This is a genomic window from Dysgonomonas reticulitermitis (assembly GCF_054601275.1).
Genome location: NZ_BAAHWU010000007.1, coordinates 1 through 24,664, shown reverse-complemented (window position 1 = coordinate 24,664; position 24,664 = coordinate 1). Strand labels below are relative to the sequence as shown.

At 40.5% G+C, this 24,664-nt stretch carries 17 protein-coding genes, 2 tRNA genes and 1 pseudogene; 14 read left to right on the top strand and 6 right to left on the bottom strand.

Features of this window, described 5'->3' with window-relative positions; all coding sequences use genetic code 11:
• The first annotated feature begins 18 nt into the window (after nucleotides 1-18).
• The 4 genes from ftsZ (at nucleotide 19) to fabG (ending at nucleotide 3,614) form a co-directional block, all read left to right on the top strand.
• Nucleotides 19-1,320, top strand: a complete 1,302-nt coding sequence (ftsZ, locus tag ACYPZI_RS05260; RefSeq protein WP_459599334.1) for a cell division protein FtsZ — start codon at nucleotides 19-21, stop codon at nucleotides 1,318-1,320.
• A gap of 82 nt (nucleotides 1,321-1,402) precedes the next feature.
• Nucleotides 1,403-1,855, top strand: coding sequence for a GatB/YqeY domain-containing protein (locus ACYPZI_RS05255; protein ID WP_459599332.1), 453 nt, complete (start codon nucleotides 1,403-1,405; stop codon nucleotides 1,853-1,855).
• Nucleotides 1,856-2,159: 304 nt separating this feature from the next.
• Nucleotides 2,160-2,750, top strand: a complete 591-nt coding sequence (locus tag ACYPZI_RS05250; protein ID WP_459599330.1) for a TetR/AcrR family transcriptional regulator — start codon at nucleotides 2,160-2,162, stop codon at nucleotides 2,748-2,750.
• Between the two features lie 123 nt (nucleotides 2,751-2,873).
• Nucleotides 2,874-3,614 carry a 3-oxoacyl-[acyl-carrier-protein] reductase gene (fabG, locus tag ACYPZI_RS05245; protein ID WP_459599328.1) on the top strand — a complete coding sequence of 247 codons (741 nt, stop codon included), beginning with the start codon at nucleotides 2,874-2,876 and terminating at the stop codon, nucleotides 3,612-3,614.
• 104 nt (nucleotides 3,615-3,718) lie between these two features.
• On the opposite strand, the gene hemN is transcribed toward fabG, so the two are convergent.
• The 3 genes from hemN to ACYPZI_RS05230 form a co-directional block, all read right to left on the bottom strand.
• The gene (gene hemN / locus ACYPZI_RS05240) at nucleotides 3,719-5,086 is read right to left on the bottom strand and encodes an oxygen-independent coproporphyrinogen III oxidase (RefSeq protein WP_459599326.1); all 1,368 of its coding nucleotides are present in this window, start codon (nucleotides 5,084-5,086) and stop codon (nucleotides 3,719-3,721) included.
• A gap of 350 nt (nucleotides 5,087-5,436) precedes the next feature.
• Complete coding sequence (locus ACYPZI_RS05235; protein ID WP_459599324.1) at nucleotides 5,437-6,690, bottom strand: MFS transporter; 1,254 nt, start codon at nucleotides 6,688-6,690, stop codon at nucleotides 5,437-5,439.
• 2 nt (nucleotides 6,691-6,692) lie between these two features.
• A complete protein-coding gene (locus ACYPZI_RS05230) occupies nucleotides 6,693-8,795 on the bottom strand; it encodes a TonB-dependent receptor (protein WP_459599322.1) in 2,103 nt (700 codons plus the stop codon).
• 360 nt (nucleotides 8,796-9,155) lie between these two features.
• Between ACYPZI_RS05230 and ACYPZI_RS05225 the strand changes: the two genes are divergently transcribed.
• Nucleotides 9,156-10,364: an FAD-dependent oxidoreductase gene (locus tag ACYPZI_RS05225; protein WP_459599320.1), complete on the top strand. Its 1,209-nt coding sequence runs from the start codon at nucleotides 9,156-9,158 to the stop codon at nucleotides 10,362-10,364.
• A gap of 6 nt (nucleotides 10,365-10,370) precedes the next feature.
• On the opposite strand, the gene ACYPZI_RS05220 is transcribed toward ACYPZI_RS05225, so the two are convergent.
• Nucleotides 10,371-10,712, bottom strand: coding sequence for a hypothetical protein (locus tag ACYPZI_RS05220; RefSeq protein WP_459599318.1), 342 nt, complete (start codon nucleotides 10,710-10,712; stop codon nucleotides 10,371-10,373).
• A 283-nt stretch (nucleotides 10,713-10,995) separates the two neighbouring features.
• Here ACYPZI_RS05220 and ACYPZI_RS05215 point away from each other — a divergent pair, with 283 nt between their 5' ends.
• Entirely contained in the window at nucleotides 10,996-13,062 is a 2,067-nt protein-coding gene (locus tag ACYPZI_RS05215) for an OPT family oligopeptide transporter (protein WP_459599316.1), read from the top strand.
• A gap of 168 nt (nucleotides 13,063-13,230) precedes the next feature.
• On the opposite strand, the gene ACYPZI_RS05210 is transcribed toward ACYPZI_RS05215, so the two are convergent.
• Nucleotides 13,231-13,368: a hypothetical protein gene (locus ACYPZI_RS05210; RefSeq protein WP_459599314.1), complete on the bottom strand. Its 138-nt coding sequence runs from the start codon at nucleotides 13,366-13,368 to the stop codon at nucleotides 13,231-13,233.
• A gap of 88 nt (nucleotides 13,369-13,456) precedes the next feature.
• Here ACYPZI_RS05210 and ACYPZI_RS05205 point away from each other — a divergent pair, with 88 nt between their 5' ends.
• A complete protein-coding gene (locus ACYPZI_RS05205) occupies nucleotides 13,457-13,741 on the top strand; it encodes a hypothetical protein (protein WP_459599312.1) in 285 nt (94 codons plus the stop codon).
• Nucleotides 13,742-13,973: 232 nt separating this feature from the next.
• On the opposite strand, the gene ACYPZI_RS05200 is transcribed toward ACYPZI_RS05205, so the two are convergent.
• Nucleotides 13,974-14,051: transfer RNA gene (locus ACYPZI_RS05200), tRNA-Val, on the bottom strand.
• Nucleotides 14,052-14,344: 293 nt separating this feature from the next.
• Between ACYPZI_RS05200 and ACYPZI_RS05195 the strand changes: the two genes are divergently transcribed.
• The 7 genes and pseudogenes from ACYPZI_RS05195 to ACYPZI_RS05165 form a co-directional block, all read left to right on the top strand.
• Nucleotides 14,345-14,416 (top strand) — tRNA-Arg (locus ACYPZI_RS05195).
• 466 nt (nucleotides 14,417-14,882) lie between these two features.
• Nucleotides 14,883-15,488, top strand: coding sequence for an RNA polymerase sigma factor (locus tag ACYPZI_RS05190; protein ID WP_459599310.1), 606 nt, complete (start codon nucleotides 14,883-14,885; stop codon nucleotides 15,486-15,488).
• Nucleotides 15,489-15,571: 83 nt separating this feature from the next.
• Nucleotides 15,572-16,744 carry a FecR family protein gene (locus tag ACYPZI_RS05185; RefSeq protein ID WP_459599308.1) on the top strand — a complete coding sequence of 391 codons (1,173 nt, stop codon included), beginning with the start codon at nucleotides 15,572-15,574 and terminating at the stop codon, nucleotides 16,742-16,744.
• Between the two features lie 210 nt (nucleotides 16,745-16,954).
• A complete protein-coding gene (locus tag ACYPZI_RS05180; RefSeq protein WP_459599306.1) occupies nucleotides 16,955-20,440 on the top strand; it encodes a TonB-dependent receptor in 3,486 nt (1,161 codons plus the stop codon).
• A 26-nt stretch (nucleotides 20,441-20,466) separates the two neighbouring features.
• Nucleotides 20,467-22,296 (top strand): RagB/SusD family nutrient uptake outer membrane protein, encoded by a 1,830-nt coding sequence (locus tag ACYPZI_RS05175; protein WP_459599304.1) that lies wholly within the window; start codon nucleotides 20,467-20,469, stop codon nucleotides 22,294-22,296.
• 132 nt (nucleotides 22,297-22,428) lie between these two features.
• A complete protein-coding gene (locus ACYPZI_RS05170; protein WP_459599302.1) occupies nucleotides 22,429-24,138 on the top strand; it encodes a DUF4091 domain-containing protein in 1,710 nt (569 codons plus the stop codon).
• A gap of 108 nt (nucleotides 24,139-24,246) precedes the next feature.
• A pseudogene (locus tag ACYPZI_RS05165) lies at nucleotides 24,247-24,664 on the top strand (glycoside hydrolase); the annotation flags it as partial.

The window sequence follows — 24,664 nt, the reverse complement described above, 5'->3', positions numbered from 1 at the left end:
CAGCTAAATATTAAAGATATGGATGAAAAAATACTGGATTTTCAATTTCCTAGAAAAACTCAGACAATCATTAAGGTGATAGGTGTAGGAGGTGGCGGTGGTAATGCCGTAAACCATATGTACAACGAAGGGATACACGATGTTTCTTTTGCCCTGTGCAATACAGACAACCAGGCTCTTGAGCAATCTCCTGTTGAAACACGCGTACAACTTGGAAAGAAAACAACAGAAGGACTTGGAGCAGGAAATCGCCCCGAAGTAGCAAAAGCTGCCGCCGAAGAAAGCCGTGAAGATATCGAACGACTGCTGAATGATGGCACCAGAATGGTCTTTATCACAGCCGGTATGGGAGGAGGCACCGGAACCGGTGCAGCTCCAGTTGTGGCTCGCATAGCCAAAAATATGGGAATCCTTACGGTAGGTATTGTTACCATTCCATTTGTATTCGAAGGAAGGAAAAAAATTATCCAGGCATTGAAAGGTGTTGAAGATATAGCAAACAGCGTGGATGCCCTGTTGGTTATCAATAATGAACGCCTGATAGATATATACGCCGACCTTACTATCCCTAATGCCTTTGCCAAAGCTGACGATACATTGACTGTTGCCGCCAAAGGTATCGCGGAAATCATCACTGTACACGGGCATATCAATCTCGACTTTGCCGATGTAAAAACTATCCTGAAAGACGGAGGTGTCGCCATCATGAGTAGTGGATACGGTGAAGGTGAAAACAGAGTGGAAGATGCAATCGTAAATGCGCTGCACTCGCCGTTGCTGAATAACAACGATGTCTTCGAAGCGAAGAAAATATTGTTCAATATATATTCGAGTGAAGAAGCCCCTCTTATTGTGGAAGAGATGGAAGCCGTAGCTAACTTCATGAAGCGCTTTGGCCCGGAGATAGAGGTTATCTGGGGAACAGCTACAGATAAGAAACTGGGAGAAAAAGTGAAGATTACTTTACTTGCCACAGGATTCGGCATGTCCAGTATTCCGGGTATAGATGAGCACTATCGTGAATTGACGGAAGAAGAGGAGTTTCTGGAAGAAGAACGCCTGAGACAAGAGGAGGAGGAAAAACGCCGTATCAATGAAATGATTGAAAAACATTACGGAAAAGACGGGGTGCAAACAATGGCTGTAAAAACATCTTTCTTTAGCCCTAAGCCGGTTATTCTATCGACAGAAGAATTGGATGATGATAAAATTGTAGATGCACTGGAAAATACGCCGGTATTTAAACGCGATGAAAAATTCAATCCCGGAGATTATAAACCGGATGCGAAAAGACAAGGAGATTTGTTTAATAGAAATTAGCAAATGTGGAAATTTAAATCTTTAAATCTTGAAACTTGAAATCTTGAAATAGAATTTATATAATAATTAAAGCCAAAATACAATGAACTTATTTGACCAAGTTAGCGAAGATATAAAAGACGCGATGCGCGCAAAAGACAAAATCAGACTGGAAGCATTGCGAGGTATGAAGAAAGAATTTCTGGAAGCCAAAACGGCTAAAGGGGCAGCGGATGAACTTTCCGATGAGACGGCTATCCAAATTCTACAGAAAATGGCAAAACAACGCCGTGACAGCGCTGAAATATATACAACTCAGAATCGTACGGACCTTGCCGAAAAAGAATTGGCAGAGTTGGCTGTGATAGAGGCTTATTTACCTAAACAGCTGTCACAGGATGAACTCGATACTAAAATTGCCGCAATCATAGCTCAGGTAGGAGCATCTTCTCCTGCCGATATGGGTAAAGTAATGGGAGTTGCAACCAAATCCCTTGCCGGACTTGCTGCGGGAAAAGCTATATCGGAGACTGTAAAAAAACTATTAAGCAAATGATATAATAGACTTTATATGCAAGGAGGCTGTCTCAAAAGTAAAATTACACTATCAAAGTGTTATCCTCTTTGTCATCCTGAGTGCAACGAAGGATCTCATTCCTCAGGAAAAGAGATGTTTCACTCCGTTCAACATGACAACCAACGGTCACAGGAGCGTAGCGTATGTAAATAGATATAAGAAAATACTTTTGAGACAGCCTCTTTTTGTTATAATAAAACCGATAAAAAGAGCCGAAATCTTACATATTCAATAAATTTATACTAAATTTGCACACTTATAATACTTGTGTGCATTTTTATAGATGGCTATAAACAAAACCAGAAATATACTGATTGACGTCGCCCGTCAGCTATTTGCAAAATTGGGAGTAGAAAACACTACCATGAACGATATAGCTGTTGCTTCACATAAAGGGCGCAGGACGCTATATACATATTTCAACAATAAAAATGAAGTATATCAGGCTGTACTCGAAACAGAACTCGACCAGATGTACCATGCACTGCAAACCGTAGCCAACAAGAAACTGCCGGCAGATGAAAAACTACTACTCTTTTTTTATACCCGGTTCGATGCAATAAAAAATGCTGTGGTAAGGAATGGAACATTAAAGGCCGATTTCTTCAGAGACATATGGCGTGTACAGAATGTCCGCAAATCCTTCGATTTAAAAGAGATACAGGTATTAAAAGACATTCTCAACAAAGGCGTGGAGGAAGGTACATTTGAAATGCCCGACACACAGGCCACTGCCGAAATTCTGCATCATGCGTTAAAGGGACTGGAAGTACCTTATATAAGAGGACAAATCAGAGCCGAAAGCCTGAAAACAGAATCGCAAAGAGAGAATATAGCCTATCTGATCTTTGAAGGAATCAAAAAGAAGAAATAGTAAACTGAATATATTAATTTATACTTTAAATTATGAAAATGAGCATGAATTTAAAATTCTTCAAAACTAATGATAATTTGGTCATGCGAATTTCCATACAACCTTTAAAAACAAAATTGTCGTATGAAATTACTGGAAGGTAAAACCGCTATTATTACAGGTGCTGCTCGTGGCATTGGTAAAGCCATTGCACTTAAATTCGCAGAACATGGAGCAAATATCGCATTCACCGATTTGGCTATCGATGATAACGCGAAAGCAACGGAAACTGAAATCGCTAAATTCGGGGTTAAAGCTAAAGGATATGCGTCTAATGCCGCAAACTTCGATGATACACACAAAGTAGTAGAAGAGATTGTTAAAGATTTCGGTCAGGTAGATATCCTTATCAACAATGCAGGTATCACTCGTGACGGACTAATGATGCGTATGAACGAACAGCAATGGGATATGGTGATCAATATCAACCTGAAATCAGCATTCAACTTCATCCACGCGCTTACTCCGGTATTCATGAAGCAAAAGAGCGGAAACATCATCAACATGAGTTCTATCGTAGGGCTTAACGGTAATGCCGGACAAGCTAACTATTCCGCGTCTAAAGCAGGTATGATCGGTTTGGCTAAATCTGTAGCAAAAGAACTTGGCTCGAGAAATATCCGTGCTAATTGTATTTGTCCGGGATTCATTATCACAGAAATGACAGGTGTTCTGTCTGACGATGTTAAGAAAAAGTGGGCTGAACAGATTCCGTTACGTCGCGGAGGTACACCCGAAGATGTGGCTAATGTTGCGGTATTCTTAGCATCTGATTTGTCGGCATATGTAACAGGAGAGGTTATTCCGGTTACAGGAGGTATGTAATTAATGTGTCAATATGCAGATGTACCAATATGCCAATGGTGCAAAGCAATCTAACTAAAAAAATAATGAAAGCGGCTTCAATCTATTGAGGCCTCTTTGTTTTTCTATATCGACTTGGAATATTTCTTTTCGCTGTTCAGCATCAATTTATCTAAAGATGCCGCGACATTACGAACAAACGGCGCAGCCTCAGGCAATACGGTAATATGACCTTCATCAAACTCAATAATGCCATCTTTTGCAAAATCGGCTAAAGCAAGTTCGTTATAATTCAACGCATCTTTTACCGACTCAACAGGAATATTCATTCTCTCAGCGATCTGCTCCCAATTAACGGTGTAATTACACATCAGTTCCGAGATAACTTCGCGTGTTACCTGCTCTTCCCTGCTCAGTATATACCCTTTCGCTATCGGAAGATTCCCTTTATTTACCTGTTCAATATACATATCCAGATCTTTTGTATTTTGACTATAAGCCGATGCTAACTGGCTTATGCCTGTAATGCCAAAAGCGTATACCTGTCCTGTTGTCCGGCGGGTACAATATCCCTGAAAATTTCGATGTAAAGATTTCGATTCCAAAGCCTTATAAAGTTCATCACCGGAAAGGACAAAATGATCGAGCCCGATAGTTTTATATCCGGCATCCATCAACAAACCCTTTGCTGTTTCGTATATCCGGCTCTTTGTTTCAACAGAGGGTAAGCCTGTCTTTTCCAGATTTTCCTGCAATTTATTCACCCAAGGCACATGAGCATAAGAGAATGTGACAATACGGTCAGGCTTTAAAGAAATAGCCTTATTGATTGTCTCAGCAAAAGATTCCGGCGTTTGTAACGGAAGTCCGTATATAAAATCCATATTCAGGGACAATCCGTTATCTCTTATAATTTTCACAATATCTTCTATCGGCATACGGGAAGCCTTTCTGTTGCAAGTCTTCAAAACATCCCCATTGAAATCCTGCACGCCAATGCTGATACGGTTAAATCCTGCCTGAATCAGATCAAGCCAATATTGCTCATTCATATATCCCGGGTGGCATTCAATAGCTATTTCCGGATTTTCGATACACTCAAATTCCGAAAGGATCATTTGGTTTATCTCTTTCAAAACAGCCACGGGCTGGGAAGTCGGCGTACCTCCCCCATAATGTATCTGCGATATTTTCCGGCTATGATCCAAAAGAGGTAACACCATCCGTATTTCTTTTTTCAATGCGTCTATATAATTCACGATTGCCGTCTTTTCTCTCATTAACTGTGAATTACAACCGCAATAGTAACACATTTGATAACAAAACGGAATATGGATATATATGGAAATATGTTCCGGCTTTCGCTTATTTGATTCAACTACAACATTTCTATGCAAATCGGCTGTAAACGATTCATTAAAGAAGTTTGCAGGAGGATAGCTTGTATAGCGTGGTACAGGTACACTGTACTTATTCAGTAATTCTTGTTTCATCTTTATTTTGCCCCTCCAACCTCCCCAAAGGGAGGCTACAAAGAGGGTAATTTTTAATTATAATATTTCATTTTCTTTCGTGACGTTGACTTAAGCCTCCTCGTCGGGCAGGGCTGTTAAGTTCTCCATGTTTTTGATTACCCTGAGTACCCACTGAGAAGACTCTGAGGTATATTTTAACTAAAAAGTAACAAACCTCTACAGTTAGCAGTAAACATTTCCTCATTTTCAAATTTTAACTACACTTCGTTCCGTTGAACGTTGTTTCAAATTCGCTAATTTTCAAATTAAAGATCGTATCTATAGATAAAACCAGCGATTCTTCATTTTTAATTTTTTACTTTCACTTTTCATTTTCTTTCGTGGCTCTGTCCAAGTTCCCCTTCGGGGGATTGAGGGGGCTTCTTAAAAGCAAATAGTATAAACAACAAGGAAACGGCGGCAATGCACATTTCCACAACAAATAAACCTTTGTAGGTAATCATGGCAGCGACTTTTCCGGAGCCGACACCTATAATAATACCACTCAGGTGCGTGATTACAGTTTGTATCGTAAAGTCCGTCCCTTCAAAACCGGGACGAACACAATCCATCGCAGTAGTGTAAACCACAATCACAGCCAATCCATAGCTACCCCATAATAGACTTATTCCCAGATGCAGTGTTGCTATATTGACAGGAAGAACCGATACCAATAAACAAAAATAGATAGTAGTAAGCAAAACTAACACGGCAAATATCAATCTCGCCGTATGCCGTCCGATCTTCCTTACGATAAACCCACCGCCAAAAGACGCCAGGCAGCCGATAGTTGTTCCAACAATGCCCGACATAATACCAATTTCTTTCAAGTTGTAACCATAGTCTACCAACATCGGTTTCAACATGGCAAGTACTCCTATCAGTCCGGCATAATAGAAAAACAAAAACACAACTTGTTTCCAGATACCCTTTTGTTTGAAAAAGCCCAATATATCGTTAGATGTTGGTTTTTCCTGTTGCTTGGGACGAATAATATCATTGTCCTTGTTTCCTTTAAAGAAGAATAAAGGAATTAGCGCTAATATGACAAACAGGGCTAAAAAGGGCAACAGGTTTCCCCATCCTACTTTATGATAAAGAAGCAATAACATTCCGCCGCCAATCATGGCTCCGGCAAAACTTCCCATCGATTGCATACTATTGGCCAGACTTTTGTCTTTTTTGCTAAAGGAAAGAACAGCGAGAGAATCGGTAGCTATATCTTGTGTGGCAGACGCTACAAATGATAGTATCACAAGCCCTATGATAAGATAAGGCGTTGCCTGAAAATTGAGGAAAGAAACAGCGAGTATAATACTGGCATAAATAAGTTCGGATGAAAATATCCATCTCTTGAAATCAGATAATCTGTGTGTCGAGCGATCAACAACCGGCGACCAGAGAAATTTCAATATCCAGGGAAGTTTCAATAATTGGAGAGCGCCTATCGTTTCCAGAGAAAAGTTCTGTTGCCGCATTATCACAGGCAATACCGTAGAAAAGAAACTCATCGGGATCGACTGCGCGATATACAGGCAAAAAAACGTAAATAACTTTCCTCCTTTTTGAATATTTACTCCCATGCTTAAAATTTAAGGTTCATATTTACACCACATGTAAAAGGTCTTCCTTTTTGCACAAATTCGCCTCCCATTGCAGTAAAATAATAGACAATATAATCTTTTTCTCCGATATTTTTAGCCCAAAGATCGACAGAAATATTATTCTTGGCAAATGAAACCTTTCCATTAAATACTCCATAGTAAGGCTGAGAAACATCATTCTTGTCGTTCCAGTATAATTTACCTGTTCCTACATATTGAGCATGTAAATAAACGTTCTCTAACCATGATAGTCCTGTATTTATTCTATAACCGGCTCCGAGTGAAACGGTATTCTGAGGAACCATAGGCAGATAGTTACCATCATAGTTTGTACTTTCACTTTCTTTATATTCTTTATATTTCGCATTTGTATACCCGTAAGAAAGCTGAAAGTTTAAATTCTTCAACGGATTTACCTGTGTTGAAAACTCAAGCCCCTTACTTACGGATTTACCTGCATTCCGAATCAAGAAACCTTGACCTGTGGCTTTTGCCTGAGATATTTGCTGATCTCTCCAATCGATGTAGAAGAAAGTCAGATCGAAAGATAAAAGATTATCCAGGAAGCTTGATTTAAATCCCAGATCGTAGCACCAACTATATTCAGGATCGAAGGTACGATCTTTCTCCTCATCAGCTGTTGTATTGAATCCTCCTGTTTTATACCCTCTCGATACAGAGAAAAAGCCGAGCCCGTCATATCCGAACGCATATTGAAGTGAAGCCTTCGGGATCAGTTGAGAAAAAGAGGCCTTATCTTTTACCGGAGAATCTACTACCGGTTCTTTGTCCTTTTCAAGTGCGGTACGTACCAATGTATTTCTTGTTTTTTCGTAATCGTAACGGATACCAAGTACCAAAGAAAGACCGGGATCGGCAATATTTCTGAAAGTAGATTGATGATATATGGCAAAACCTTCAGTCGGATTATGTACATTCTGTATAGCATGTTTTACCGTCTGGTGATAATCTACATCATTGTTCTGTGCGTAATTTTGATGGAAACCGAATAGCCCGAATTGCCATTGATATTTAGCATCCTCTTTTATCGACCTTATATTAAACTCCTGCGAATACATTTGTTGTCGCTGGTAAAAGTCCACATAATAGGTGTTTTCGGGTGAAAAGTCCTGATCGAGTCCCTGCTTTCCATCATAGAATTGGAAAGATGTTTGCGAACCCAATTTAAAATTATCGGTTACATATTCTATATTCAACCCATTGCTCGACATATTACGCTTGTAGAAACTGTGCTCATTATAGTTTATGTCTTTTATTGTTCCCGTTGCCCTTTCATATATTCTGTACGGATAACCATCCTGATCGGAGTATTCATACGCAAGTATCAGGTTTGCCGTCAATCTCGGTAAGATACGCCAACTCAAACGGGCACGGGTAGAAACGGCATCGATGGGGTCTGCCCTTTTGTTTGTGAGCTTGTTCTTGAAATATCCTCCGGAGTGCAAATAATTACCCGATAACGAGTAACCTATCTTCTGGTTATCCGACACTCCATAATGAGAAACGCCACCCTGATAAGTGTTATAATTTCCTGCTGAAAGGTTTATATCAGTGCCTTTATAGTTGAACGGGGACTTCGTATATACATTCATAATTCCGCCCATCGTATTTCGCCCGTATATAGTTCCTTGCGGTCCCCGAAGCACTTCTATCCGTTCTATATCATTTATATTAAAATCAAATGTAGACCGGTCAAAATAAGGAACTCCATCGACATACAACCCTACGGATGGCGCGTTTTTAGCAGCTCCTATACCCCGGATATAAACAGGAGAGGTCATTTTAGAACCATAATCGGGAATGAACAGATTAGGTACAAATGCCGAAATTTCTTTGATATTCGCCAAGTTATTTTCCCTGATCGTACCCTCTGAAATCAGGCTCGCGGAAACCGGTTGTAAAGAAAGGTTTCTATTTTGCTTAAACGCTTCTATCACCACTTCATTAGCTGTATACCTGAGAATAACAGAATCTTCTTGCAATGGAGATGAATCCTGCGCATTTACTCTCAATGCGAAAAGGGTCAATAAGGCCACTAACAGAAAGAACCTGTTTTTACTCATATATAAATATCGCTGTATTATTAGATACTTTTTTAGCTTACGTGCAAAAGTATGAATTTAGAGGAAAGAAATCAATCACTAGATGTAGTGATTCTGTCTTGTCACATTTGATTGTTTATGTCAATCAGCAGTTAAAGTAGTCAAGTAGTTATCAATTGCTTAGCAACTTGGAAGTTAAAAAGTTCTGAGTTTTAAGTTATAAGTTATAAGTTCTGAACACTCACTCACTACTTACTACTTATAACTTATAACTTATAACTACTTGACTACTAATGAGTGAAACGAGTGATAACTTCTTTGACTACTGATTCGCATTAATAAAAAATATTCATTGTATATTTGCCTGTAAATTTAGGGACTATGGATGAAACGACATACGACTGTATAGTTATAGGTGGCGGAATAAGCGGAATATCGTTTGCCTACTACCTTAGAAAAGCAGGAAAGAAAGTATTGATAATAGAAAAAAATAATAGAATAGGAGGTCAGATACAAACCGGACACCCTTCTGTTAATCCCGACTATTGGTTCGAAATGGGATCACACACCTGCTACAATTCATATACAAATTTACTCTCCATTGTCAACGAAACGGACAACAATGAGTTAATAGAGCCTTTACAGAAACACAGTTTCGTTTTGTATTCGTCCGGAAAAATAAAAAGCATATTCTCCGAGGTATCCAAACTACCTATGATTCTATGCTGTTTCAAATATTTTTTTGCAGATAAAACAGGCAAAACCACACGTGAATACTTTCGTCCTTTAGTCGGAACCAAAAATTATGACAGGCTGTTCACAAATGCGTTCAAAGCTGTGATATGCCAGCCGGCAGACGATTATCCTGTTGAAATATTTTTAAAGAAAAGAAAAGAGCGTGACAAAGAACTTCCCCGAAGAGTTACTTTCAAAGGTGGTTTATCATCTATCCTGAATGCCATTGTAGAAAAAAGCAACATTGAAATTGAATTTTCCTCCGAAGTTACAAATATCCGGAAAACCGGGGATATTTTTGATCTGAGAACAAAAGACGGGAACATTTTTCAGTCCCGGAATATTGCACTTGCCGTTAATCCTCAAATATCTTCATTCCTGATAAAGAATATAGAGGGTAATATTTCAGAATTACTATCTACAATCTCTCTTTTTCATTCAGAGTCTTTAAATGTAGTTATATCCAAAGAAAAGCCAGGCTTGAAGGAAATAGCCGGAATTATATCCCTATCAGACGATTTTCTATCGGCCGTTTCGAGAGACTTAGTTAGCGATGAGCAACTAAGAAGTTTTACTTTCCATTTCGAAAAAGGAAAGAAGACCAAAGAAGAGAAGATAGGACTGATATGTAAAGTGTTAAACGTCTTTCCTTCCGATATAATTGAACAGACACACACCGAACACACATTACCGGCCATGCGTTTGCAACATCTTCATATGGAGGAGAAAGTAAATGAGAGACAAAAAGATGATTCCATATATATTCTGGGAAACTACTTCTACGGATTGTCACTCGAGGACTGTGTGAACAGGTCGAAACAGGAAGCGGACAGATTTCTGAATAACAGATCATAATTAAAGCTAATCAGCAGTTAAAGTTATTCCTGTAATGTAAAAACGTTCAATTTTTTTCATCCTTTTCTTCTGCGCGCAATCAAAGATTGCTTGCATCCCTTTTGGCCTAAGCCTCTTGTCGTGCGTCAGCCTCCCGCGCATTAGTTCCGCAGGCGGGGCACCCACACGGTGCAGGCGGCGTAGAAAGGGACGGGGCGATAGCCCGTTCGTCCCTTTCAGCCGGCAAACCGGTTGTGGGTCGCCGAGGGACGAAGCGCTAGCTTTTTGCTTACTTTTGGGCAATGCCAAAAGTAAGGGCAAGCCCGATAGGGCGCGGCAGTAATGAACATATGTTGAGAATATAAGCAATCTTTGATTGCGCGCAGAAGAAAAGGATGAAAAAAATCGAACAATTAATTACATACACTTCGCTCCTGTGATTATTAATTCAACTACTGATTCACATAATTAACATGTAATTTCTAAATCTCTTGTTTCATACGATAACTTTGTTTTTAAAGGATGTATGGAAACTCGCATGACAAAATTATCATATACTTTGGTGATTTTCCTTTCATACTCGTTTTCATAACTATAAAAAATTAGGTAGTTTTGTAACACTTGATATATAACCTATTAAAATAGCTAACACGTGAAAACAGAAAACGAAGAAAAAATCAGCGGACTACCGGAAAATGCTTTCCGCGAGCTCAAACCCGGAGAAGAATATAAACCGATAATGTCTCCCAACAAACAATACAGGGAAGTTAATTCATGGTCGGTAGTCTGGGGACTGTTAATGGCAATCCTGTTCAGTGCGGCGGCAGCCTATCTGGGACTTAAAGTAGGACAGGTATTCGAAGCAGCTATTCCTATTGCGATAATTGCTGTTGGTCTATCCAGTGCCACTAAACGCAAAAATGCACTAGGTGAGAATGTGATTATCCAATCTATTGGAGCCAGTAGCGGAGTAATCGTAGCAGGAGCCATCTTTACCCTTCCTGCGCTGTATATCTTACAGGCTAAATACCCTGATATATCCGTAGATTTCTTTCAGGTATTTCTCAGTTCATTATTAGGTGGTGTGTTGGGAATACTTTTCCTTATTCCTTTCCGCAAGTACTTCGTATCCGAGATGCACGGAAAATATCCGTTTCCTGAAGCCACAGCGACAACTCAGGTATTGGTATCGGGCGAAAAAGGAGGCGATCAGGCAAAACCGCTTATATTCGCCGGATTGGTAGGGGGACTTTACGACTTTATTATCGCTACATTCGGAGCATGGTCGGAAACCTTTACCTCGCGTGTTTTACCTTTTGGAGAAACATTAGCGAATAAAGCGAAATTACTATTCAGTGTAAATGTCGGCGCCGCAGTATTAGGCCTGGGATATATTGTCGGCTTAAAATACGCTGCTATCATATGCGCGGGATCGGCTCTCGTGTGGTTTATAATAATTCCGCTGCTCCCGTTTTTGGGAGATTCTTTATTAGGATCCATCAATCCGGCGCCGTATCTGGAAAATGGGAAATTAGCCTTGGCCGGAGGTATAGATGCTGCTTCTCCTGAACTGATCTTTACAGAAATGGCGCGTCACATCGGCATTGGTGGGATAGCTATGGCAGGAATAATAGGTATCATCAGATCGTGGCCGATTATAAAGAGCGCCGTAGGACTAGCTTCGAAAGAACTCAAAGGCGGAGGCAAAGATGCTGCTAAAATAGATAAACGCACACAACGTGATCTTCCGATGAAAATTATTTCGATAGGAGTAATTGTTGCTCTTCTGGCTACATTCATATTCTTCTATCTCGGTGTCATGCATAATTTGTTCTATGCTGTCATAGCCATTCTGGTTGTAGGTATCATCGCATTCCTGTTTACGACCGTTGCCGCTAACGCGATAGCCATTGTGGGAACGAATCCGGTTTCAGGTATGACATTGATGACACTGATCCTGGCTTCGGTAATTATGGTTGCCGTAGGACTAAAAGGAACAACAGGCATGGTTGCCGCTTTGATTATGGGAGGCGTTGTTTGTACAGCCTTGTCGATGGCAGGAGGATTTATCACCGACCTCAAGATCGGTTACTGGTTGGGAACAACCCCTGCTAAACAACAATCGTGGAAATTTATCGGAACACTTGTATCTGCCGCCACAGTGGGCGGTGTAATGATTATATTGAACGAAACATACGGATTTACAGGAGATAACGCACTTGTGGCTCCACAGGCAAATGCTATGGCAGCCGTTATCGACCCGTTAATGTCAGGAACCGGTGCGCCTTGGATATTATATGGGATAGGGGCGTTGATAGCTTTATTACTTACATTTATGAGAGTTCCGGCCCTTGCTTTCGCTTTAGGGATGTTTATTCCGTTCCAGTTAAATATTCCTCTTTTGATCGGGGGTGCCGTGAATTGGTATGTGGGTAGCCGCAGCAAAGACAAAGCCCTGAATACCGCACGTGTAGATAAAGGAACACTATTGGCATCCGGATTTATTGCCGGAGGCGCTTTGATGGGAGTAATAAGTGCAACAATGCGATTCGCCGGAGTTAACCTGACCCTCAAAGGCTGGGCTGATACGCATGGAAGTGAGATACTAGCCTTGTTTATGTATATCGGAGTAATAGCATATCTGATATATGCCTCTATGAAAGCAAAGAAGGATAAGAATGAAAATGAAGTGATACAAGATATATCAGATAAAGAATAAAGATATGGAAAGGAGGGCAAGCGCCAGGAGTGGCCGGAAGAAAAATCTTCCGGCCACTCCTGGGAAAAATCCCCCTGTTTTTATAATAAGTAATTTATCAATCAAAACCAATCTTTTCTTTGCCAGTTTTATCAACTTGGAAACGAAAACGTAAGCATCGAAAATTTCTCAATTATAAAAAATTCCTTCTTTTTTAGGTAAAGATGTTGTTATAAGAAAATCCAACTGCCTTTCTGTCTTTACCATACGTTGGTCTGTATGGAGTGCGTGTTGCTCCAGATTCTCTATACGCTTATGGATTGCCATTCAATGCAACATATATTCTCTCAAAACTTTAGTAGCCCGGATACGAAATTAGGTTCATCTTTTAGATTTTATACGATACCCAACAGAGATGTACAACGGGAAAGATACAATCAGAACCCTGCAACAGTTAGCCAAACACAGCAGGGCTATCGCATTGGGTACGCCTGCACAGAAATTCAGGATACAGAAAAACCCCTATATATTATGCATATTTGAGCATGAAAGCAGCAAACAGGCGGTAATCAAGAGGCTGCAATCAAACGAAAGGTTTATGCCTCTAGCTGATTTTTTCTTTTTTGCTTCGCTGGACGATACGCAGAAAGACTTTATTCATTCGTGGTATAATTTGAATGGATTAGTATTGAATTTTTAGCGTAATTAACACTATATCAGTATACTTGACATCTCGTTTTTTATAAAAGCAACTTCCATAAAAGTTGTTTTATTATATGGATATTTTTTTGTATCTTTATATTGATTAACCATCTGATTATTAACCAGTAAAAAGGTATGCGTTTTTTACACTATTTTTACACCGAAGTAAAAGAGGTCATTTTGAGGAATAAAAAAATCCTTATAAATGGCTTATTTACAAGGATTTATATTGGTGGGCGTTGACGGATTCGAACCGCCGACCCTCTGCTTGTAAGGCAGATGCTCTGAACCAGCTGAGCTAAACGCCCCTATGAATGCTGCATTTTCTCTCAAATGCGATGCAAAGGTATGCATTTTTTTAAATACTCCAAACATTCTAAAGAAAATATTTCACCAAAAACCACATATTCCTAAAAAACAAACAATTAGATATTTCAAATTTACAAAGTAAATATATGGGGTTAACAAAGGGGCAAACAACTTACCTGAATTTACATACTACCTGGAAAGAATAAAAGATGATGATGAAATAACTAAAAAATAATTTAAAATAATTGGATTATAAAAGCTGAAAATATTTTTATACTTTTGTGCCACTAACGGCTCTGTAGTTTAATGGATAAAATGAAGGATTCCGGTTCCTTTGATGTGGGTTCGATTCCCGCCAGAGTCACGACTTGAAACAATAAGCGATTGATAATAAATAGTTTATCTTTCGCTTATTTTATTTTATATACAAATTTACATACACTAGCTTTATAGTAGATAATAGCTCAATCGGTAATGTCACTCAATGATTGTTTGACTTCCGGAGGAAAACAACCTCAAGTAAAAACAGCATTTCAATAGAAACAGAGAAAACCAATGTATAATTTTATGACAATTGACAATAAAAAAGCGCAAATAGTCAGAAAAAACGATAGTTTCTTTTATTAAAGGTATAACTCTCATTAAATAATACTTTTACTAAAAATAGACAGGGTAACTCATCAAAAAAATGAAGAATGGCGCAAAGCGATGAAAAGTGAAGAACGAAATGAATTTCGCGCGTGTCCTAATAAAACAATTCCTAACAAATGTGAATAAATTTTATATTCTTATATTTGCTTCGGAAATGATAAATCAATAAGAAAGCCTTCATGTCTCAGAAATTATTTGACAAAAACGAATATTCGGCTTTGTGGATTTCTTTTACAAAAGGAAACAATAACGCCTTTGCAAAAATATATAAGTCAAGCTATAGGATGTTGTATTCTTATGGTTTGAGTTTCAAAATTACGGATGAACATGTGAGGGATATTATTCAGGATTTATTTCTGAAACTCTACTCCAGGCCAGAGCTCGTAAAGGATTCCACTACTCTAAGACCGCTCCTGTTCTCAGCTATGAGAAATTCCTGTATCAACTCGGTCAAGATTAACCAAAGACATACTAAACTGGACGTTTCAGGAGATTTTGACCTGAAATTTTCAGTTGACGATAATATGATCGAAGACAATGAAGAACAAGAGAGAGTAAAAGCGCTTGTAGAAAAGATACTTGCCAGCCTGACCGTCCGTCAGCGGGAAATTATTTATCTGAGATTTCTCCATCAGATGGAATATGAAGAAATATCAAAGATTATGAATATGACCGAACAGGCCGCCCGTAATCTTATATACAGAGCTATGGAAAAGATACGGAAAGAAAATCCGGGTTACGATTGCTACATATTACTTATCCTGTCGATTTATTGTTACAAATAAATATTTTTCATAAAATAAAGACAAACTGATTACAAATTTATCCTTTCGTTGTATCATGTAGTATATACATATTATATGCGTTCATGATTGAATATATTAAAGAGTTTGATACAATAGAAGATTTTGTTCTGGATAACCGTTTTTCGGAATTAGTAAAGAAAAATGACCGGAATGAAATAAATAAAATGCTGGAATTATATCCCGAAAAACAAGATATAATGGATAGCGCTATCGTATTGTTGCAGCATCTTAAGATCGAAACTCCCAGTATTCCTGACGAACAGGTAGAAAAAGACTGGTCTGATTTTTTAAAGCAGGTCAATGAAAAAAAGAGCAGCAGAAAAAACAAACATTTTTATTTATGGACATCTGTAAGCGCTGTAGCAGCATGTGCCGCCGCCATATTCCTCATCTTTATTAATCCTTCGCCGAACAACCGGACAGATGATAAAGAGCACCTGTTGACCCTGTTGGAGTCGGTAGATGCCAACACAAATAAGAGCGAAGTACAGGTTATAGCCGGACAGAGTCAGACGAATATCGATAATAATGAGACAATCATACAAACCGAAGATGGCAACCTGATTGTAGGAGAAGACAGGAAATTCGAATCTTCCGAAATAAAAACCGAATATCTGACTGTCGTTGTTCCGAAGGGCAGGCGCACCACATTGAAACTCAGCGACGGTTCTACAGTCTGGGTAAATTCCGGTACAAAACTTGTTTATCCTAAAACATTCAATGGAAAAACACGCGAAATAATGGTTGACGGAGAAGCGTACCTGGATGTGGCAAAAGATGAAAACCGGCCGTTTATGGTGCATACCAAAGGTTTTGACATCGCGGTATTAGGCACCCGGTTCAATGTCAATGCCTATAGCAGCGATCAGGAAAATTCTGTTGTTCTTGTTGAAGGCTCGGTTGAGATTACGGCAGAATCGTCGAAAGGTAAACTGATCCCTAATCAGGGCTTTTTTGCGGCAAACGGAGATTTCAGTATAAAAAATGTAGATGTATATCCACATGTATGCTGGAAAGACGGAGTGATGAAGCTCGACGGAGAATCTTTAAATATTATCCTGAAAAAATTATCGAGGCACTATGGTATAGATATACAATTTAACGAGAAATATGCTAATGAAAAATACAAAGGTAAAATAGACCTGAGTGAATCCATTGAAACAGTATTAAATAATATTTCTGTTTCCACTCCTATTCGCTATACAAGAAATGAAGATGTAATTATAATAAATTAAATAACCCCGGAAAATAACAGAAAAATAAAAACTTACATACTATTTTCCCCGCCGAAAATTGTTTTGTTTGTTCCGAATTTTAATCCGAAATAATAACCCAAATATTAAGCCTATGAATTAATCTAATGAAAAAGCGCATAATACTGCCATATTACACGCTTAAAGTTTTAAAAACACAGAAAATCAATGTTAATCAAAACAATCAAATGTATGAGAAAAAACTTTAAAACAAAACAGGAAAAGCTTAAAAAAAGTTTTTCCCTGAAAATTATGAAAGCCTATCTGGTATTATTTATCGTTGGATTTTGTTGCTCTTTGTCGGCTGTCAATACCTATTCCCAGACAGCGAGCGTGACGCTCAAACTTTCCAACGCAACGGTTGAGACGTTCTTTTCAGAAATAGAAAGGCGCTCCGATTATGTTATTTTATATAAAAAAGATATTGTAGAAAACAAAACAGTTTCGGTTAGCACGAAGAATGAGAGTGTGGAAACTGTATTGAACAGGGTACTGCCTCCGCTCAATCTTTCTTACCGTATCAACGGAAAGCAGATCATTGTTGTGGAAAATAAGACTGTTCCGGTAGTGGAAGAGGTCGAACAAGACCCGACGATCGTAGCCGGTGGTACTATTACCGATACCAACGGAGAACCGCTTCCGGGCGTATCTGTGGTTGAGAAAGGAAAGGCTTCCAACGGAACCATGACGGATGCCGATGGGAAGTTCTCATTCAGGGTGAGCCCCGGAGCCACATTGGAACTATCTTATGTCGGATTCGTAAAACAAGAAGTAAAAGCCGGTAACGGGTTGAAGATCACCATGAAGGAACAGGAAAATACTCTCGACGATGTTGTCGTAGTGGGCTACGGTACGCAGAAAAAAGTCAACCTGACGGGCGCAGTAGCGTCAATTGGTGCCGAACGACTCGAAAACCGTTCCGTGGTGTCGCTGACGCAGGCATTGCAGGGAACGACTGCCAACCTCAACATCTCCACGCCAAACGGTGCCCCCGGTACCAAACAGTCCATCAACATCCGGGGTTATACGGGGATAAATATTGACGACAACAATAACAAATCCAACGTTTCCGGCTCTCCGCTGGTTGTCGTTGACGGAGTGCAGGGCGGCGACCTCAGTTCCATCAACATGAACGACGTGGAAAATATCTCTATCCTGAAAGATGCCGCCTCCGCAGCCATTTATGGTTCGAGTGCTCCTTTTGGCGTTATCATTGTTACCACCAAAAAAGGACGCAGCGGAAAGCCGGTGATTTCCTACAACAACAATTTCGGATTTTCTCAGGCTGTCAACCTTCCGCACTATGTAAATTCGCTGGATTTTGCCAATGCATATAACGAAGTCGCGGCAAACTCCAATATGGGACAGATATTTAGCGATGAAGTGATAGGGAGAATCAAGGGTTATCAAGCCGGTACGCTTAAGGATGAAACCGTAAAAAATCCGAGCAGCGACAGGTGGTACGATTGGGACACTGCCAACGCCAACAACGACTGGTTTGATATTTATTTCAAGAAAGCCAGTTTCAGCCAACAGCATAATATCGGCGTATCGGGCGGTACAGAAAATTCCAATTACTATGTCGGTTTGGGATATACCCAGCAGGATGGTTTGTACAACTATGCGAACGACGGATATGAACGCTACAACGTGCGTGCCAATCTGTCTTCCAACCTGACTAACTGGCTTACGTTCAGCTTAAGAGGCGCATTTTCACGCGGACAGACAGATACACCCATCATTTATAGCGGCATCAGCGGCGGCAGTAGTTATTCACGGGACTATTTCCACCAGATTGGTCGTACTTTTCCGACCGTGCCGTTGAAAAATCCCGACGGATATTATTCCGAAGGCAGCGGTGTCTTGATGTTTACCGATGGCGGACGGCGATTAGAAACCAGCGACAATGCCACCCTGACCGGAGAATTTCTTTTCCATCTGTTGCCGGGCTGGGACGCTACCGCCAACTTTACTTTCGACGGTACCTATATTGAAAACAGCAATCACAAAAAAACGTTCTACCTTGTGGACCCAAGCGGAGCAAAACGAGCACGTGGTGGATCGTCTCCCAACTCTTTTGAACGTAACATGTACAAAAATCAGCATTACACAGTTAATGCCTTTACCTCTTACGAAAAGGCATTGGGCGATCACAACTTCAAAGTTTTGGCAGGGTTTACACAGGAACTTTACGACAATTTGCGACTGAGAGGAGTGAACGACAATTTATACACCGATGAAGTTCCGGCACTGTCCTTGACTTACGGAACCAGCAGTGCAAGCGACGCCGCATCGCAACTGGCTATTCGCGGCGCTTTCGGGCGTATTAATTACAACTATCAGGAAAAATACCTTTTGGAATTGAACGGCAGGTACGATGGTACTTCCCGCTTCCTGAAGGATGTACGTTACAAATTCTATCCCGGCGTGTCGGCAGGATGGATTCTTTCCAAGGAATCGTTCTGGGAACCGGTTTTAGACTACGTTAACCATCTTAAGATCAGGGGCTCGTATGCAAGTCTGGGAGACCACAGTTTTATTGGCTATTATCAGTTTTACCCCTCATTAGGTAAAACTGCGCCAACGAGTAGCCAATGGCTATTCAGCGGCGGTCGTGAATCATCGATCAAACAACCAGGACAACTGGTTAATCCTGATCTGACATGGATAACATCCAATACCATAGATTTTGGCGTTGATATGGCTTTCCTGCGCAATCGACTTAACTTCAGCTTCGACTGGTACAAGCGTAATGCCACAGATTTTGCGGGTTTCGGCGTAAAACTTCCGGCTCTGCTGGGAACATCCGCTCCCCGCGTAAACGACGCGGAAACTGAAACCAAAGGTTTTGATATTACCGTCAGCTGGAAGGATAAAATTGGTGAAGTGTCTTACGGAATCAGTGCCGTGTTGGGTGACTATATCGGCAAGGTAGTCAAATACAACAATCCAACCAAACTGATTTCGGATATGTGGTACGACGGTATGACAATGGGTGAAATTTGGGGTTACGAAACGGTAGGCTTGTTTAAAGATCAGGCTGAAATTGATGCTACCGACCAGTCCTATCTCAATGCCAACTGGTATCCGGGCGATGTACATTATAAAGATTTGGATGGAGATAATAAAATAAAACCCGGCTATACCGTCGATGACCCGGGCGACAGGAAGGTAATCGGTAACAACACGCCTCGTTACCAATTTGGCGTAAACCTCAATGCCGAGTGGCGAGGATTTGACGCTACGGTCTTCCTGCAAGGCGTGGGCAAGCGCGATATTATGTTCGCGGAAAACGCCAACTATTTTTGGGGATTTGAAGGCGACAGTATGTGGCAATCGTCTTATTTCACGGTGCATACCGACCGCTGGACTTCTGAAAACCCGGACGGATATTTTCCGCGTGCCTATTTCAACACGCGCAAGAACTTGCAGGCTCAAACCCGTTATTTGCAGGATGCATCTTACCTGCGTCTGAAAAATGTACAGTTGGGCTACACGCTACCAAGGACAATCACGGAAAAAGTCAAATTCCAAAAAGCAAGGCTATTTGTAAACATAGAAAATTTAGCGACTTTCACCAATCTGATAAAAATAATCGATCCCGAAATTGTGAACAGCGAAGCCAAAGTATATCCTTTGCAGAGAACATGGGCATTTGGCGTAAATGTTACATTCTAATTTTAATAACTATAATGTTTATAAATATGAAAAAATTTCATTACTATATAGTAGCAATGTTGCTGTTCCTTACACTTGCCGTATCGTGTAACGATGAATTTATGGACAGAGCACCCCTCGATCAAATCAGTGATGCGAATTATTGGAAATCCGCCAATGATTTGAAACTGTATGTCAATAACCTGTACGACCGGAATGACTTGCTTGCCAGAGAAGACGGTTGGGGTACGATAGGTCCGTACGGCTGGGATGCCGACGGCGGAAGCGATACAGAAGTATCTTATGGATATAATACCCGTATGAACGGTCAAGAAACGATACCGGACGATGGTAGCGGCTGGGGAAACGGCGATTGGGAGGCACTGCGCGACATCAACTACTTTCTTGACCATTACAAGGTGGTAGAAGCACTTACTTCGTTCGACGCCGTGAAACAGTATGTGGGCGAAGCACTATTTTTCCGCTCCATTTTCTATTTCAACAAGTTACGCCGTTACGGGGATCTTCCATGGGCTGCTACCACAGTAGCGACATCATCCGATGTGCTTTTTGAGAAACGTTTACCTCGCAATCAGGTAGTGGACTCGATTATGGCTGATTTGGACAATGCCGTAAATTACCTGCCTAACAGCTCAAGCTGGACGGGACGTCTTACCAAGGAAACGGCGATGGCTTTGCAAGCCCGCATCGCTCTTTACGAAGGTACCTGGGAAAAATACCATGCAGGCGATGCCTTTAAATCGGCGGTAAATCAAAGCACTACGTTTTTGACAAAAGCAGCAGAAGTATCCGGCGCTCTCATTGCATTGGAAGAATCGAAAGGCTATCCTGCATTGGACAATGTGGGCGTTGCCAATGGCTACCGCGATATATTCAATCAGGAGAATTATTCCGGCAGCAAAGAAGTGCTTTTCTGGCGTAAATACGAAGCCGGTGTCAAATCCAACCTTTGGGATAGATACTCAGCAACCAGCGGAGGCAGAGGCGCCACCAAAAAATTAGTGGATTCGTACCTGAAAACAGACGGAACACCGGTTGCTCCCGGCTACAACGATGCCACCCTGCTTGATGTGGTTGCAGGTCGCGACCCGCGTTTGGAACAAACAATTCAGATTAACGACGGCAAGCATTTTCTCTGGGAAAAAGCAAGTCCTAAAAGATATTTTATAGCTCCGGCTTTAGACGGACAGCCTGCTGCTGAATCCTGTCCCACAGGCTATCACATTTATAAGGGACACAATTTTAATTATGCAGACAGACGTGATAACGGATTTGGAGTACAGGCGCTTATTTATTTCCGCTATGGTGAAACGCTGCTGATATACGCCGAAGCCAAAGCGGAATTGGGAACCATCAATCAGGCCGACTTGGACAAAAGTATCAACAAACTGCGTCGGCGTTTAGTTCCTGCGGTGTCCGACTTGACCACAAGCGTAACAGCAGACCCGAACTTTGAGTTTGCGGCTCTTGGTGGAATGATTCAGGCAGTGCGTCGCGAGCGTAAGGTGGAATTGGCTTGCGAAGGTTTCCGCGTGGACGACATTATGCGTTGGGCGGCAGCCGGAGAGTTGATAGTGGGTCAAATTCCGGTAGGTGCCAAAAAAGCGCAATGGGTAGGTTTCAAATTTGAAGATTACTTGCCGGAAGCCGCGCCCGACCTTACTCGACAAGCACTCTTCAACAGTGTGGTCAATGCCCTGGAAACGGATGCCAACGGATATATAAAAATCTTTAAAAACCTGTTGAATGGAGGAACGCAAGGGTTCAAGTTCAATGTGGGCAGGGATTACCTGTATCCGATACCGGCCAATCAGTTGACATTGAATCCAAAACTGGGTCAAAATCCGGGTTGGTAATAATAATTGGCAATATCATAGAATAAAGAAACCATGCTTATCAGATTGCTGGTAAGCATGGTTCTTTCAGTTTCTAGTTGTATCTTTATTTTTAGAGTTTATGGTATAAATTTTCGCTAAAATTTAAACAGTATGAAACTATTAATAATAAAAGTGATTTGCCCGTTTCTAGCGGCTCTTGCTTTTCTCTGCATTCCGGTAAAAGCATCATCGAGGGAAGCGAACCCGATACAGTTCGAATATGTCGATCCGCTTGAGAAGGTATTGGCTGAAGCAAGTTACTTCCGGCCTAAAGAAGCTATAAGTGAAGTTGTCAGAGGCGAAAATGCAACCTTGCAGTTTGTAGTTCGTTCGACCGGTAACATCACCGATTTGAAGGTTCACGTTTCCACAGCTACAAACGGCGAAGCTATTCTTCCTCTTGCTAAAAAAGGCTTTGTAGGATATGTAAAAGTAGGGCGGAGTATCTGGGATTATTCGAGAGACCGTATCGTTTCTTATTCCGGATATTATCCCGATCCTATTCTGGAGCAAGAGTCTATAAATGTGGTGTTTGGTAATACGCAACCTATATGGATATCTGTTCCGGTTCCAAAAGATGCAAAACCGGGATTATATAATGGAAAAGTTACCATTACAGGAAAGAGCGGAGAAGAATTGTTTTCCATTTCAAAAGATTACTCGGTAAAAGTTTACCCTGTTACGATAGAAGAAACGAGTTTATGGGTTACTAACTGGTTTACATTAGATGCTGACAGATTGAAATGGATGAATGATGGTGTTCCTTTTGAGCCTTTCTCCGACAAACATTGGAGATGTGTTGATAAACTTGCGAAAAAAATGGCAGAATACAGGCAAAATATTGCACTTATTTCCCCACTGCACCTCTCCGAATTTAAATTCGAATATAACAAATGGACAATCGATTTCTCTAATTTTGATAAAATGGTCGAATTGTTCATTCGTGAAGGTGTCATCGGTAAAATAGAGGGAGGGCATATTGGCGAAAGAGAAAGCCATTGGACATCCCAATTTGTCGTATTTGTCCCGAATGAAGGAAAAGACTCTCGAAATAAGTTCGATAAACTACCCATATCCGATCCTCGTGCGAAAAGGTTTTATACTGATTTTTTCGACGGATTAATGAATCATTTGAAAGAAAAAGGATGGGAAAAAATTTATATTCAGCACATTGCCGATGAACCTATTGAAGAAAATGCTGAAACATATACCGAAATCAGCCGTTTTGTAAAACAAATCGCTCCAGGGTTATTGATTATTGAAGCATGCCACAGTAAGAATCTGGACAATATTATTGATATTTGGGTTCCTCAACTTGATTTTATGAACAAGGATTATTCTTTTTATAATGAGCAAAATAAAAATGGAAAGGAAGCGTGGTTTTATACTTGTCTGGCTCCGAAAGGCGAATATGCCAACAGATTTATTGAGTTACCTTTATTGAAAACAAGATTCATCCACTGGCTTAATTTTAAATATAATATACCCGGTTATCTCCATTGGGGGCTCAATTACTGGTCTGAAGACGGAAATCCTTTAGATGAGCAAACATCGATCAACCACGAAGGGGGAAATATATTACCCGGGGGCGATTCCTGGATAATTTATCCGAAAGACGGACATCTTCTCAGTTCTATCCGGTTTGACGCGATGAGAGATGGAATTGTAGATTATGAACTGTTCAAAATGCTTGAGAGAAAAGATCCCGAAGCTGCTAAAAGTATAATTGACAAGGTTATTTACGGATTTGATAAATATGATAATAATATAGAACAGTTCAGGAAACATAGAAGGTATATAATGGAATTATTATCAAAATAGTGTTACCTTTATCAGCGACGTGGCTGATATTCTGCTAACAAAGCTCAAGGTCGAATAATAAATATAGAAACAGATATTTCCGGTTACGGAATCCATAACCAACAAGCAATGAAAAAAATCACATTATTACTTATTACATCAATATTTATCACAAACCTTTTCGGGCAAAAAACTTATGAAACAGCCATTCCGCTTGAACAGGGAGAATACTGGTGGGGCGGAGCAGTCGCACTGGGTTCGCATATGCCTTACCTGAAGCCTGTAAAAGAATTTAACCTGGCTCTTCAGAATAATAATAACCAAGTAGTTCCTCTGTTCCTATCCAGTAAAGGGCGTTATATATGGAGCGATAAGCCTTTCTATTTTGAAATAGCAGATAACACACTGAAACTGAAATCAGAATATGAACAAATAGGCATCCGCCAAGGTGGGACGACATTAAGGGATGCGTATCTCACGGCATGCCGCAACTATTTCCCGCCAACAGGGCTGCTTCCCGATCAGTTATTCTTTACCATGCCCCAGT